Annotated in this window: 15 protein-coding genes; 6 read left to right on the top strand and 9 right to left on the bottom strand. The window is 51.2% G+C overall.

Going from position 1 to position 14,562, the window contains the following annotated elements:
- Positions 1-35 precede the first annotated feature (35 nt).
- Both KF947_RS20930 and KF947_RS20925 read right to left on the bottom strand, forming a co-directional pair.
- Entirely contained in the window at positions 36-551 is a 516-nt protein-coding gene (locus KF947_RS20930; RefSeq protein ID WP_133730607.1) for an MgtC/SapB family protein, read from the bottom strand.
- Positions 552-715: 164 nt separating this feature from the next.
- On the bottom strand, positions 716-1,621 hold the full coding sequence (locus KF947_RS20925) for a LysR substrate-binding domain-containing protein (protein ID WP_133730606.1): 906 nt from the start codon (positions 1,619-1,621) through the stop codon (positions 716-718).
- A 119-nt stretch (positions 1,622-1,740) separates the two neighbouring features.
- On the opposite strand from KF947_RS20925, the gene KF947_RS20920 reads away from it, so the two are divergent.
- On the top strand, positions 1,741-2,442 hold the full coding sequence (locus KF947_RS20920) for an FMN-dependent NADH-azoreductase (protein WP_133730605.1): 702 nt from the start codon (positions 1,741-1,743) through the stop codon (positions 2,440-2,442).
- A gap of 68 nt (positions 2,443-2,510) precedes the next feature.
- Here the strand turns inward: KF947_RS20920 and KF947_RS20915 are convergent, their stop codons facing one another.
- The 6 genes from KF947_RS20915 to KF947_RS20890 form a co-directional block, all read right to left on the bottom strand.
- Positions 2,511-3,146, bottom strand: a complete 636-nt coding sequence (locus tag KF947_RS20915; RefSeq protein WP_133730604.1) for a LysE family translocator — start codon at positions 3,144-3,146, stop codon at positions 2,511-2,513.
- Positions 3,147-3,165: 19 nt separating this feature from the next.
- A complete protein-coding gene (locus KF947_RS20910) occupies positions 3,166-3,714 on the bottom strand; it encodes a GrpB family protein (RefSeq protein WP_133730603.1) in 549 nt (182 codons plus the stop codon).
- Between the two features lie 32 nt (positions 3,715-3,746).
- The gene (locus tag KF947_RS20905; protein ID WP_227404996.1) at positions 3,747-5,726 is read right to left on the bottom strand and encodes a M48 family metallopeptidase; all 1,980 of its coding nucleotides are present in this window, start codon (positions 5,724-5,726) and stop codon (positions 3,747-3,749) included.
- An 18-nt stretch (positions 5,727-5,744) separates the two neighbouring features.
- The gene (locus tag KF947_RS20900; RefSeq protein ID WP_208862648.1) at positions 5,745-6,341 is read right to left on the bottom strand and encodes a LemA family protein; all 597 of its coding nucleotides are present in this window, start codon (positions 6,339-6,341) and stop codon (positions 5,745-5,747) included.
- 115 nt (positions 6,342-6,456) lie between these two features.
- Positions 6,457-7,155: a DUF3592 domain-containing protein gene (locus KF947_RS20895; RefSeq protein ID WP_227404995.1), complete on the bottom strand. Its 699-nt coding sequence runs from the start codon at positions 7,153-7,155 to the stop codon at positions 6,457-6,459.
- Positions 7,156-7,319: 164 nt separating this feature from the next.
- Positions 7,320-7,787: a DUF2071 domain-containing protein gene (locus KF947_RS20890; RefSeq protein ID WP_227404994.1), complete on the bottom strand. Its 468-nt coding sequence runs from the start codon at positions 7,785-7,787 to the stop codon at positions 7,320-7,322.
- A gap of 545 nt (positions 7,788-8,332) precedes the next feature.
- Here KF947_RS20890 and KF947_RS20885 point away from each other — a divergent pair.
- Positions 8,333-8,641 (top strand): hypothetical protein, encoded by a 309-nt coding sequence (locus KF947_RS20885; RefSeq protein WP_227404993.1) that lies wholly within the window; start codon positions 8,333-8,335, stop codon positions 8,639-8,641.
- Positions 8,634-9,767, top strand: coding sequence for an SLC13 family permease (locus KF947_RS20880; protein WP_264478616.1), 1,134 nt, complete (start codon positions 8,634-8,636; stop codon positions 9,765-9,767). Before KF947_RS20885 ends, KF947_RS20880 begins: the two co-directional genes overlap by 8 nt.
- A gap of 74 nt (positions 9,768-9,841) precedes the next feature.
- On the opposite strand, the gene KF947_RS20875 is transcribed toward KF947_RS20880, so the two are convergent.
- The gene (locus tag KF947_RS20875; RefSeq protein ID WP_133730597.1) at positions 9,842-10,744 is read right to left on the bottom strand and encodes a LysR family transcriptional regulator; all 903 of its coding nucleotides are present in this window, start codon (positions 10,742-10,744) and stop codon (positions 9,842-9,844) included.
- Positions 10,745-10,957: 213 nt separating this feature from the next.
- Here KF947_RS20875 and KF947_RS20870 point away from each other — a divergent pair, with 213 nt between their 5' ends.
- From KF947_RS20870 to kynU, 3 genes are all read left to right on the top strand, one after another.
- Positions 10,958-12,409 (top strand): M20 family metallopeptidase, encoded by a 1,452-nt coding sequence (locus KF947_RS20870; RefSeq protein ID WP_227404992.1) that lies wholly within the window; start codon positions 10,958-10,960, stop codon positions 12,407-12,409.
- A gap of 1 nt (position 12,410) precedes the next feature.
- Positions 12,411-13,247: a tryptophan 2,3-dioxygenase gene (gene kynA, locus KF947_RS20865; RefSeq protein ID WP_027959205.1), complete on the top strand. Its 837-nt coding sequence runs from the start codon at positions 12,411-12,413 to the stop codon at positions 13,245-13,247.
- An 83-nt stretch (positions 13,248-13,330) separates the two neighbouring features.
- Positions 13,331-14,560 carry a kynureninase gene (gene kynU / locus KF947_RS20860; protein WP_133730595.1) on the top strand — a complete coding sequence of 410 codons (1,230 nt, stop codon included), beginning with the start codon at positions 13,331-13,333 and terminating at the stop codon, positions 14,558-14,560.
- Positions 14,561-14,562 lie beyond the last annotated feature (2 nt).

Below are 14,562 nucleotides of genomic sequence, written 5' to 3'. Positions count from 1 at the left end.
GCCGGGCCAATGAGTGCTTTGCAGTTCGGATCTCATCAAATTCTCGGATTATCTTCCCCAGTTTCTGAACGTACTGGTTTTTTCTTACTAATTGAACGTGAAAAGAAAGGCACCACATAAAGCACTATCCAGGCCAGAAGCGTGCACAACACCGCTGTTTGCTCGCGCCCCAATCCAACGGCTATGCCAATGGCAGCCGTAAACCAAATACCTGCCGCTGTGGTTAGCCCTGTAGCACCTTGTTTATCATTGCCGGTCATAATGGTACCGGCGCAAAGAAAACCAATACCCGCAATGACGCCTTGAATAACCCGGCTCATCTCCGAGTCTGAAATACCGGCTTGTTGAGGGATTAAGATAAATAACGCCGCGCCCATACACACCAGCATATGGGTGCGTATACCGGCAGGTTTACCGCTCTGTTCGCGTTCGAGACCAAGTAGCCCACCCAGGAGGGCCGCTATCAATAACCGAACTACCACAACAACAAATTCGCTCAAGTCATTAAAATCCGAAAACTCGGAGACGATGATATCGCTGATCACTTCCATTGAATCGTTCCTGTAGGTGGCTAATTAATAGTAACCGCTGGCCACGACTGGACAGCTTTCCTTGCTTTGATCACTATTTTGCCAACATGAGCTGGCTAGGGGCACAAGAATCACCCAGTCCATGATGACAAATAAGATAACGGTATAAATCTATTTACGTTTTGTTAATGAGATAACGTACATAGCCCGCCTGGCACTGCCAACACCCAATCGCGTATAGCCAGAATTGTCGGATCATGCCGTCGACTTTCTGGGTAGACCAGAAAGAACGGTTTGCCTTCGAACTCCGGGCCAAAGGGCTGTACCAAACGCCCCTCTTCCAACTCATCCTGAATCAACTGGCGGCTCATTAGTGCTACACCCTGCTCCCCGACGGCAGCCGAAATAGCGTGGGTCTCATCAGAAAAGACCAACCCGGCACTCACGTCTAACCCAGGCACCTTGGCTTGCCTTTGCCATGAAGCCCAGTTTATAGGTGCAGTTACGGATTCCTGCGGGTGAAAGTGAATCAGTGAGTGTGACCTTAGCTGGTTTACCTCATGCAATCCAAGTTGAGGACTGCAGGTAGGGATGAAGGTGTTATCAAACAGTTTCTCAGCCATTAGCCCCGGCCAGCGGCCATCGCCATAGCGAATGGCAATGTCTGCCGTTACCCCGTCCAGCGCTACCGGCTCATGAGAAGCATGAATACGTAGATCAATACCCGGATGAGAGTCACGTAGAATACACACCCAGGGCAGCAACCAGCGTACCGCAACAGCTGGCGTTGTAGAGAGTGTAACGGTTTGGCGAACAGGTACAGCGCTTAGCCGCTCGACGACACTGCTGATGCTATCAAAGGCTGTTTCCAAAACCTGCTGTAGCTCCCGGCCCTGAGGTGTTAGCTCCAATTGACGGGGTTTACGCAAAAACAGCGAAACGCCCAGCGCCTCTTCGAGTCCTCGGACTTGGTGGCTAATGGCCGTGGCAGTCACCGACAGTTCCTGTGCGGCCTGCTTGGCGCTTTCATGGCGGGCAGCCGCTTCAAAAGCGCGAAGTGACGAAAGTGAGGGTAATCGTCGATGGTTCATGAATGAGTTTTGCTCATCTATAGCGGCAAGAAAAGATCGTTTGTTCAGGCTGAAAGGCACAGCCTAAGCTAAGCCTGTTGTTAATCATAGATGAGTTCAACTTAGATTAGGAGGCCACCATGACACACATCCTGCATATAGATGCTAGCGCCCGCCCCGGCATTGCTGGGACAGATAACCACGGTTCGCATAGCCGCCATCTGACTTATCAGTTTGTCAGCCAGTGGCAATCAGGCCGGCCGCAAGACACGGTTACCTATCGCGATATAGGTCAAAACCCGCCGTCGATTATCAACCACGACTGGATTGCGTCTGCTTTCACACCCGAGTTTAATCTAGAACCCTGGATGAAGGACGCGCTTGCAGAAAGCAATCAGCTAGTTGATGAGTTAATTGCTGCTGATATTGTGGTAATCGGAACACCGCTATACAACTTCGGTATGCCTGCCGCCCTCAAGGCGTGGGTCGACCAAGTAGTGCGCGCCGGCCGAACAGTGGATATTGATGAGAGCAACCCGACCGATCCTTACATTCCAAAACTGGATGATCGGCCAAGGCATGCGATTATTCTTACAGCCAGAGGCGGCATAGGCTTTGACCCCGGTGGAGAGATGGCACATATGAATCACTTGGAGCCAAATCTGGCCACAGCGCTTGGTTTTATCGGTATTACCCGCTTTCATTCCATTGCGATCGAAGGCCAGGAAGTAGGCGGTGAGTTACTGGCCGCGTCCGTTGCCGAGGCAGTAGATAAAGTCGAAGCGCTGGTTAATGAATTGCAGGTGGCGTTTCGGGACGCTTCGATTCCCGAACCAGCCTAGAGGCTATGTGAACAATCCGCATTTAAGGTACGGAAATCGCTGACTCAGGAAATCCGTACCTTGCGTATCTACCTAGCACTAGCCGCCAGCCGTGCGCCTAAAGCCACAAACAGTGCCCCTAGGCCTCTATCCATCCATACACCAACGCGCGGTTTTCTCTTTAGAAAAGCCCCCAGTTTCGCCCCCGCGATTACCAGAGGGGGCTCTATGACAGCGGCGACCGCAATAATCAGGCTGCCATGCAATAAAAGCTGTGCCTCGGCTGGGCCAGCGCCTTCCACAATAAATTGCGGCAGGAAAGCCAGGAAGAAGATAGCGACTTTGGGGTTTAGCGCTGATACCAGCATGCCCTGCCAATAAACAGCAGAGAGGTCCTTGTTGCCCGGCTTTTCTGCAGCGACAAACTGATCCCCTCGAGACAGTAACATTTTAACGCCAAGCCAAATTAGATAAGCAGCCCCTACCCACTTCACAATTGAAAACGCCAATGCGGAGGTGGCTAAAATAGCCGAAAGACCAACTGTGGCCATTACTACATGCAGCGCTGCTCCTGTCCAAATCCCAAACATAGCGGCAAACCCTTGCCGTCGCCCACTACGTAATGTTTGCCCCAATATGTAGGCAATATCTGGCCCCGGCGATAGGTTCAAAAGCACGGCAGCAGATAGAAACGTCATCCAGTGAAACAGCGAGTAATCCAACACCGTCATTTTCCTTAACTATTTAGCTGTTAAAAACGCTATCTTTCAACGCCTTGTTAATAAAGTCCCCTTTCGCCGCCGTATAGGCTTCTCGGTCTGACGAGAACTCCGCCGCCCACAGGCGCTTCTTTTTCTCATACCGCTGCGCCAGTTCAGTATCAACGCGCAATCTATTGCGAAAAGCCAATCGCCGATGCCACTCTTCACCGTCATACACCATAAGATGCAGATGATGCGTCCTACGTCCTTCAGCCCATCGCATTAACCAACGCCGCCCAACCAAAGAAGCGTTGTACTCCATTGATGTCGCATATTTGGCACGGCACAACGGCTCCAGTAAGTCATCAGCCCGGTGCATTGACTCTACGCCTGCCAGGATATCGATGATTGGCTTGGCCGATAGACCAGGTACAGCGGTACTTCCGATGTGCTCAATGGCTAGGAACTCATCTGGAAATAAATCTAGCAGCCTGTCTCGCTCCTGCTTAAATAGAGTTGGCCAAGCCGCATCATAGGGAAACAGCGCGACCTCCTCTTGGATGGCTCGATTTAAAGATTCCGTTTCATCCATGGTTGAGGTTCCCCTGTAGCGCGAATTGTTGGCTATGCCTCATCTGATAACAGTGGCGGCATGGGGCAATCGAGAATATCGGCCATAGCACGGAACAGCTCGGCTTCGGCAGGCAAAATACGTCCGCTGTGCTCTATACAGCGCGCCATCGCTTGCAACAGCGCAGGCTTATGCAAAGGCCTTAAACGCCGCAAACGCTCAACGGCCAGACTAAGCGCACGCATATCACTTATATCGTCAGTGACCCTCAATGAGAACGGCAACTCACTCTCAGCGGCGTTGAGTGCGGCGCTTATCTCAACCGGGTCATCTTGCCCGGCGGTGGCAAGCACCGTCAGTAGCATCTGACACTCCCGCTGCAGGTCGTTTATCTTGAGGTGTGCAGGCCCACTGCCTTGCTTGCTGATGTTATTCAACACCAACTGATATAGCGTCCACTCCAACAGACTGACCTGACCATCCGCCTCGATCAGCCTTTCCATACAGAGGCGAAAATGCTGGGCCTGCTCCATCGAGAGCGAGCGTAACGCTGGCAGCGCCAGTTCAATCAGTGGCAAGCGTAACTGTACATCCAGCCTCAACATTTCAGGGCCATAATCCATCAGCGCTCGGTAAACATCTGGCAGTGCAACTTGATGCAACGCCTTAAGCTGATGCTTACGCATTGTCTTATCCTGGCTGAGTAGCAGTGAATAGATCAAAGCGCGAGCAGCATGGGGCTCATGGGCGGCGATTTTAATCCGCTCAGGCAGCGCATCTAGTGTCGCTCTAGCCTGGTGAAGATGGCGCTGGTCAGGCTGGCCCATGGTGTTAATGGCAGTTTGAGCAGAGGCACCGGTTAACACAGCCGCCATTACCCCCGTTCCCGTCGCTGTTCCCGAGCCGAATCTGGGCTCCGCTTCAGAACGCTCACCGTTGCCTTCAATTTCAGGTGCGTGATTCTCGGTTTGCTGGGTGGGCCAGTTCTGATGGCCATTGACAGTGGCTTCGAAGCGGCCATTCCAGTCCGGCATGACCCGCTTTATACGATCTTTAAGTGGCGGATGGGTGGCCATCATTTGGCTAAAGCCCTGCCGCACGCCTTGACCGAAGAACAGGTGGCTGAATTCCGCCGCCTGTGTCGCTTGCAGTTGAGAACCCTGGCTGTGCGAGCCGATTTTAACCAGCGCATTACCAATCCCCTTAGGGTTACGGGTAAACTGCACCGCAGAGGCATCCGCCAGATATTCACGCTGCCGACTGACCGCCGACTTGATCAAGTTACCAAAAAAGGTACCTGCGTAACCGATCAGCATTAGCGCCGCCCCCAGCGCTAAAACGACAGCGCCTGAGTTGTCGCGTTTTCCACCGCCGACCCGCCGAAAGCGCATACTACGCAGCAGTGTACCGCCCAATAAGCCAATGATTAGGATGCCATGCAGTATGCTGATCAGGCGCATATTTAGCCGCATGTCACCATGCAGAATATGGCTAAACTCGTGAGCTACGACGCCCTGCAGTTCATCCCTTGTAAGGTTGCGGATCGTGCCGCGAGTTATCCCGATCACCGCATCGTTGGTTTGATAACCGGCGGCGAAGGCATTGATACTCTCCTCCTCAAGCACATAAACGGAGGGCACTGGCGTACCAGAGGCAATCGCCATCTCTTCGACCACATTGAGAATGCGTCGCTCATCGGCATCGCGGGTATTAAGGTTGATTTCGCGTCCACCTAGGGCTTCTGCCACTACCCGGCCACCTCGCCGTAGTTGACTGCGTTTGAATAAACCGCCCAGCACCACGACGGCCAACACCGCAATAGCAACGCCAATGACAAGCTCAATCGAGAGTGCTGACCACATCCCCTGAGCAGCAAGATTGGTTTGTGTAGCGGATTGTTCCCCCATTAGATGCAGCGCGATGGCAATTGCCAGCGTGGTAACAACAATCAGGGCGAGTACTGCCAGTACCATCAAAACAACCAGACGCCCGGTTTTACGCCGGGCGTGATCCTGAGCGGTAAAGAAATCCATGTCGCGTTTTCCCTGAGCTTAGAACGACACCGTCGGCGCCACTTGAATCTGGGCGCTGTCTTCAAACTCTAACAACGAGGCATCCTGTCCATGGCCGAACATGCCAGCCACTGCTACCGGCGGGAAGCTCTGCCGATAGGTGTTGTAGTGCATCACCGCATCATTAAATGACTGCCGCGCAAAGGCCACCTTGTTTTCAGTGCTGGTTAGCTCTTCTGACAATTGCTGCATATTTTGCGAGGCTTTTAAATCCGGATAGGCTTCCATGACTACATTGAGCCGCCCCATCGCCTGTGTCAGAGCGCCCTCTGCGCCTCCAAGGTCTGCCATGGCTTTGGCACTACCTGGGTTTGCCGCAGCCGCTTTTAGCCCAGCGGCGGCTGTATTACGAGCCTCGATCACGGACTGCAGCGTTTCCCGCTCATGACTGAGATAGCCTTTGGCAGTTTCAACGAGGTTAGGAATCAGGTCATGCCGACGCTTAAGTTGCACTTCAATTTGTGCAAAGGCGTTCTCAAAGCGATTTTTCAACGAAACGAGTCGGTTGTAGATACCGATGACGTAAAACCCGATAACGGCGATGATCGCTACGGTGATGATGATAGTGAGCACTATGGTTCTTCCTTATAGTAGGTATTCGTCAGTAAAAGCCGGTCTATGAAAAGCTAGTCCTTGAAAAGCTAGCCAGTGAAAAAAATAGCACACCTGTTCAATATCAGGCGTTAACACGTCACTTTGCAAGCTTAGGGAGGAAGGAAATGTCGACATAGTATTCACTAAGATCATCTTTCTCACAAAATACTGTAATCGTGTCAGTATGAATGTAGCTCGATGGATCAAACCAAATATTATTGCTTTTAAACACATGCACTTCAGAGGTTGCAGGATTTTGCCATTGAGTTATTACCTGGAATGGATGCCTGCCATTCACTGAGAAGCGTGTATTTAACTCTACCCCCTGGTAGTGGGTATCGATAGGCACACCATTTTGCTTTAAAGATTCGCCTTTGCGATGCCTAAACTCAGGCACGAACATAAGAATAACGCCTGCCAGCAAGAACACGATGCCGATACCGGCAAGAATCGCCTCTGCGCCCCATAGTGAAAAAAAGCTATTGATTCGGGGACTGTTTCGCTCGCCGGGCTGGTATAAAACCTCCACCTGCTGTCCTGGTGAGTAGCTCGGCGGATTGCTACTTGTTGATGATGCAAAATTCACCACCTGTCCGCTCTCATTTTGAAATTGAACCAAAGGGCGATAAGTGATCGAATCACTTGAGCGAGACTCAACCAGCTCAAGCACCGTACCTTCGGTGATAACGGCCTCTGAAAGAAAGTCTCTTGTATTAAGCAATAGAAATACAGAAGCGACTAGCAAGGCAATACCAACCACTAACGACGTTAGCTTTACAAAGAAAAGTGTTTTCACTTCCACTCCTTGGAGAAATTCAGGTCGGCTTCGTAGCCTAGAGCTAGGGCAGCCTTATATAGACTAACCGGTTTATTAGCTTGAGCTTAAAAAAAACCCACACGCACGTCAAATGGGAAACGCTCTCAGTCACAACGCTTAATAGATACATGCAAGGAGAAAAATCAGCCGATTACGGCAGGCGGCAAGTATATGGTGAACTCGTTGATAGGCTCAATTAATACGCTGTACGGGGAGCTTTGCTCAGCTGCATGAACAATACCCAGGTCAGATAATAATTTAAATTGAGCGGATTTTAACGTAGCAGGCTTCACCGCCAACTCTTTATGCCAAACACGATAGCTACCTAACTTGCCGTCGCGTCGATAGTAAAAACCGGCAAGCGTATGGGTAAGATAAACCAATGCTGATTCAGTATCGGGAAACCCAGGAAAGTTACAATTTGACTCAGATGATTGCGCAAGCTCAACGGAAGCTTCAGCCCATTTAGACGCCGTTTCCATACGATAATGGCTATACAGACCGGTTGTCTCATCATACTTGCAATCGAAAAAGACTTTGCCTGCATGCCAGGGTAAATTCCAAAGATATCTGGGAACAACCAACGTCCATGAATCTAAAGTCGTACCCAAAACTTTCGCGATGCCTGCACTAAATCTTCCTTATTTAAATAGGCTGTTTTGCCACCAATCAAGATAGATTGCGGGTACCCTACCTTCATCATCGCACCCACTCACGATAACTTACCAGTAATGCCCTGTTTCAAAGCGGCTAACGTCGGCAGCTGTTCATTTTTACCCTTTAAGGACGCCCAGTCGCTGACATCACCACTGCTGTAAGCTCCCTTACCAAAAATAGAAACTACGTTTGAGAAATCCACAATTGTTTGCCAGTACGTTCCTTGCTAGCTTGAATTCAAATAAGAATAGCAAGGCATTATCAGTAAGATGCCGCAAGGTGAGACCACGCCCCCAGTTTTCCCGTTAACCCCCTAACGCATGGCACTACTTGTCAATGCATGTATGGGTGAGCTTTATCAATAACAAAGGTCATTATAGAGATGACAATCCGCCTATTTTCCACTGCCAATGGCAGCTGCCTCCCTCGAAAAGTGACATTAACGCTGCGGAAAGAACCTCACTTAATTTAAAAATAACTTCTTACAGCGGAGATGATAATGTCAACAAAAGCCCGTTCACATGAACGTAGCTCCGACAACATAGAGCGCAAGAAACTGCCGATGCCGGACGTATTCGTCATCTTATTCGGCTTCATGATCCTGATTGTACTGGCTTCTTATATTATCCCCGCCGGCAGCTACGAGAGGGTCATCAATAATGGGCTCACCCAGGTAGATACCGATAGCTTTCGTTATATAAGCGCGGAGCCGCTGGGCTTTTTGGATCTGTTCACTGCCATTCATAAAGGGCTGGTGGGGCGCATCGAGCATTATCTTTTTGATTTTGGTGGTTGGCGGTGTGCTTAAAGTTATCGAATCAACGGGCGCTATTAGCTCAGGCATACACCGCCTGATTAATCTTGCCAAGGGCAAACAGAACATCCTTATTTTGGTTTTCTGCACCACCTTTGCGGTACTTTCCTCTGTAGGCATTGCGCCAAATTTAGCGATTGCTTTTATACCCATTGGGCTTTTGCTTGCCCGGTCGCTGAACCTGGATCCCATCGTAGGCATGGCCATGATTTTCCTGGGTGCCTATGCGGGCTTTGCTGGCGGCGTATTCGACCCCGTGGTGACCGTTACGGGGCAAACGCTTGCCGAGCTACCGCTGTTTTCAGGTTTTGTTTATCGCGGCGTTATCTTCATTACATTCCTGGCCATTACCACCGCCTATATCTGTCGCTACGCCGCCAAAGTAAAAGACAACCACACAAATAGCTTTATGGGGCAACACACCTTTACGAGTAATGACGCAAACACTCCTCTTGAGGAGCCCTCGACGTTCACGCTTTCCCACAAGCTGGTGCTGGGCTTATTTGTCGGCTTTATTGGCTTTTTTCTCTATGGAGGCTTCAACCTGGGCTGGGGTATTACCGAACTTTCCGCCATCTTTCTTATACTCGGCGTCGTTACGGCCATTCTATGCAGAATCAACCCTAATGACTTCGTAAAGCGGCTGATGAGAGGCGCAAGCGAAGTGATGTATGGCGCACTGGTAGTGGGCGTTGCAGCGGCGGTTATCGTGCTACTCAAGCAAGCCCAACTGATCGATACGATTGTGCATAGCGTTGCCAGCTCTTTAGATGGCCACGGCCAAATAATGGCGATGCAGTTGCTGTACCTGTTCAACTTGACGTTTAACGGAATTATCACCTCGGGTACAGGCCAAGCGGCCATTGTAATGCCAATTATGGTGCCGATTGGCGATATGCTAGAGGTGACCCGTCAGTCTACCTTTATAACCTTCAAACTGGGTGATGCGGTGACGAACATTATCACCCCCCTTTCGGGCACGCTGATGGCCTGCTTGGCCATTGCACGTATCTCCTACGTAGAGTGGTTTAAATTTGTACTACCGCTGGTAATGATCTGGGTAGTGGTTGGCGGAGTATTTGTCGCTATTGCCGTCAGCATCAATTACGGCCCGTTTTAAGCCCACGGCTTGATGACAGAAACCCGCGTGTTCGTGAATGATGGTTCAATCGACCATGTCACAAGTACGCGGCTTTACTGAGCCGCGACTACCAATTGCTTCTCCAGAAACTCGACAAACGCTTCCAAGTGGGCAGGCAAATGACGCTCGGCCATCACTTGCACCTGAAGACTGCGAAGGGAGAGTTGAGACTCTTGAATCGGCTTCAGTACAAGGCCCTCTTGTTGAGTTTTACCGCTGACGGCCACGGCGCTGCACAGCCCAATCATATTAGGGTGCTCGCATACCATGGTGTAGGTTGCCCCCAGGGAATCACACGAGAAGCTAGGAAGCACTTTTATACCCGACAAACTACACGCCACATCAAATAAGTAGCGCATGGTCGAGCCATTTAGCGACATGGTTAATGGGTAGTGGCTTAAATCTTTTACCTGTAGGACATCTTTACTTGCCAGAGGATGACTCTTAGCCATCAGCGCACTGATCGCAGCATTATGGCTTGAGATCACCTTCACGCCGATATCCGGTGAAAGGCTAAAGGTTAAGGCAATATCGGCCTCGCCCTCTTTCACCAGCTCAGAGGCCCGGGTTGACTCGACCACGTGTAGATCAAATCGGGTATCAGGACATTGAACAATAAAGCTGGATATAACGCTGGGAAGGAAGTGCCAGGCCATACCATCCGGGCATGCCACGGTAATTTTGCGCATTTGCCGCGTCATTACGTCCTGCATTTCCGCAATCACACTGCTGACTTCCAGCTGATTACGCAATGCATAGGCCTGCAGCACCCTGCCCGCCTCCGTTAACTGCATCCCGCGCGGCTGTCGGTTAAACAGCTTGATAGCCAGCCGTTGTTCCAAATTGGTAATTTGGCGACTCACCGCTGAAACCGCAACGTGCAGTTCTTCCGCCGCGGCCGACAGAGAGCCCGTTTTAGCGACGCTTTGAAAGTAACGTAAATTGAGTTCCTGCATAGCGGCCTCTTTTTGCCCAACAACAAGTTTGAGCGAGTTACCTGCGCCACTTGATTGCGCCTGGTTTCTTATAATTAGAAAGATTATTTGAAATATTAATGATGGTTGCAAACATAGGCAAGGACTACTCTTTTTCTAACGACTTTCTTCCTACTATCTCCAAACACCATAGCTATCTCCAAACACCATAACGGTCAATAAAAAAGGCAGGCAATGGATACAACGCAGCTTTCAGGGCGTGAACTCGCTCTTCAACTGGCGAGCAACGAACTCTCCAGTGGCAACTTTTACCAGACGTTGGCAAGGCGCGTCGGCCTTAGAACGGTTAGCCAAGACCCTGAACACAGCGATACGCTACGTGACTACTTAACGGAAGAAATAGTCCCGCACCTCTCTAAATTAGGCTTCGACAGCCAAGTGATCGAAAACCCTAAATCCGATCACCCACCTTTATTGATCAGCCAACGTATTGAAGATCCCACGCTTTCTACACTGCTGCTTTACGGCCATGGAGATGTTACCGATGGGCAAGAAGATAAATGGTCTGACGGCATCGCCCCCTGGGAACTGACGTTTGTTGATGGCCGCGTTTATGGGCGCGGCACAGCTGATAACAAAGGCCAACACAGCATCAACCTGACAGCGCTGGAGGCCGTTATCAAAGCCCGCAAGGGTCAACTTGGCTATAACGTCAAGATCCTCTTTGAGATGAGCGAGGAAATAGACTCTCCTGGGTTAGAAGAAACCTGCAAAACTTATAAAGAAGCGCTTAAGTCCGATCTTTTCTTGGCATCTGACGGCCCTCGAATCCGCCATGACATGCCCACCCTGTTTCTCGGCTCTCGGGGCGTTGTTCAGCTCAAACTTGCTTTGAACACTGGCAATGGCGGCCGACATTCCGGCAACTGGGGTGGCATCATCACCAACCCCGCTGTAGTGCTGTGTAACGCGCTTAGTACGCTACTCTCCAGCGAGGGGAAAATTCTGGTCGACTTTCTTAAAGCACCCGCAATTCCTGACGAAGTAGCCCAATTGGTGCGCAATCTTCCGGTGGGCGGCGGCGACAATGACCCTGCCATCAATCCTGCCTGGGGTGAAAACCAACTAACCGACGGCGAGCGCCTATATGGCGCCAATACTTTGGAAATTCTGGGTTTGAGCGCAGGGAGAACCGACAAGCCGGTTGGCGCCATTCCTGAAAGTGCAGAAGCCATTTTGCAGCTTCGCTTCGTCAAAGGCACCGATTGGCAAGCGGTGGAAAAGAACCTGCGCCAGCATCTTAACGCCCATGGCTTTGAGGGTATTCAAATTCAGTTTATGGGTGGCTACGCCGCCACCCGGCTTGAACCCAGCCACCCTTGGGTTTCCTTTGTGGCCCAGTCGGCAGAGAACAGCTTGGGTCAGGCCGTGCATATCCTGCCCAACCTGGGCGGGACAATCCCCAACCACTGTTTTTCAGATGTACTCAACCTTCCCACGGTATGGTTGCCTCACTCCTATGCATCGTGCAATCAGCACGCCCCAGATGAACACCTGCTCGAAACGATTATCGAGCAGGGCTTGAAGCTCGCCGCCGGTATACTCTGGGACTTAGGTGAGCCTAAAGAACAGGCTTTCAAACAAACGACAACAACCACACATCGCACAGCCACCAAGGCAGAATAAAATGACGACTCCTGAAGAAAACAGCGTCGATAATGAAGCCATTCATTGGGATCAGGATATTAGCTACGGCCAGTACCTGGATCTGGAACCCTTGCTTGCTTGCCAAAATCCGGCTTCTGATGAACACGATGAATTACTCTTTATCGTTATCCATCAAGTATCGGAGCTATGGATCAAACTGTGCCTTCACGAAGCTCATGGCGCCGCAGCGCATATTCAAGAAGATAACCTGCGCCCTGCTTTCAAGATGCTATCGCGGGTTTCCAGAATTCAGGAACAGCTTATCAAGGCCTGGGAAGTGCTGGTCACCATGACCCCCGCCGACTATGCCAGCTTCCGAGACAGTCTTGGCCAAAGCTCTGGGTTTCAGTCCTATCAATATCGGGAAATGGAATTCCTGTTGGGTAACAAGAACGCCAAGCTAATCGAAGCCCACCGATCAAAGCCCAAACACTACCAAAAACTTCAGGAATCCCTCCACTCGCCCAGTCTTTACGATATCGTGCTGCAGCTGCTTGCCAAACGCGGTTTCAGCATTCCGGAAAGCAAAACCCAACGCGATTGGAGTATCCCCTACACCGCCAGTAGCGAGGTGGAAGCGGTCTGGACGGAAATCTACCGCAACAGCGAACAGCACTGGGATCTATACGAGCTTGCTGAAAAACTGGTGGATGTCGAATTCAACTTTCAGCGCTGGCGATTCAGCCATATGAAAACAGTCGAACGTATCATTGGTTATAGACGCGGCACTGGGGGTACGGCTGGGGTGAATTATCTGGTCAAAGCGCTGGATCTTCAGTTCTTCCCGGAACTGTGGAGTGTTCGGACGACGATATAAGCACTTGGCGCACTACTGCGCACCCAGTTTAACTACCGTCATGATATTCAAAACAGCGACATACAATTTTTCGGAGCAGCCATATGCCTGTAAGCCTGGATAGTGTTCGTGAGCGTGACCGCCAAGACCCATTGGCAGACTTTAAAAGCCATTTCGCCCTGCCCGAAGGCGTGCTCTATCTTGATGGGAACTCACTGGGCGCTCAACCGAAGGCCGCCAAACAGGCGGTCGATGAGACTCTGGATCAATGGCGCGATCAGTTGATCAAAGGCTGGAATCAGGGCTGGTTCGATGCTCCGGAACGATTGGGCAATCTACTAGCCCCGGTGATTGGTGCGCAACGCGGTGAGGTAAGCGTCACTGACAATATCACGCTAAATATCTTCAAGCTGCTGGGATATATCCTCGGCCAAGGCAAGGAGGGTCGCCAGGCGGTTCTTAGCGAAGGCGGCAACTTTCCGACCGATGGCTACATCGCCCAAGGCTATTGCCGGGTGAGTGGCGCCGAACACCGCTTCCTCCCCGAAGGAGGCAACTTGGCCGAACACCTCGACGGTGTAGCCGTGGTGGTACTGAGTCAGGTTAACTACCGTACTGGCAAATTACGCGATATGGCCACCACCACGAAACTGGTGCACGACCACGGCGCGGAAGTCATCTGGGATTTGGCCCATTCCGCAGGCGCACTGCCCATTGATCTAAACGGCTGCGGCGCTCGCTACGCCGTAGGCTGTACGTACAAGTACCTTAACGGCGGCCCTGGCGCACCAGCTTTTTTATACGTGCATAGCAATCACCAAGACAAAGGTTGGCAGCCGCTTTCCGGCTGGCACGGCCATGCATCGCCCTTCGCTTTTGAAGCGGACTACACCCCAGCGGGAGATATTTCCCGCTTTCGCACTGGCACCCATTCGGCACTGGCCTACGCCGCTCTGGAAGCCTCACTCGCCCTATGGAGCGAGGTGGACATGCAGGCGCTGAGAGCAAAAAGTCTGGCAATGAGCGACCTGTTTCGAGAGTGTTTAAGCGATATTTTTACCACTCATAATATTGACGATATAACCCCATCAGCCAGTGAGCGCGGCAGCCAGGTATCACTGGTGGATAGTCAAAACGGCTACGCTATCGTTCAAGCCTTGATTGCCCGAGGTGTAATCGGCGACTACCGGGAGCCCGGCTTAATGCGTTTTGGTTTTACCCCGCTATACCTCAGTTTTGAAGATGTTTGGCAGGCCGCCCAGCACTTCCGTGAGGTAATGGAAAGCGGTGAGTACCAGGATCCGCAGTTTCATGTGCGTGGTGCCGTTACCTAATA

This window comes from Halomonas sp. FeN2 (assembly GCF_020595105.1).
Classification (GTDB): domain Bacteria; phylum Pseudomonadota; class Gammaproteobacteria; order Pseudomonadales; family Halomonadaceae; genus Vreelandella; species Vreelandella neptunia.
The sequence above is the reverse complement of the archived record's forward strand: the minus strand, read 5'-3'. Positions and strand labels throughout refer to the sequence as shown.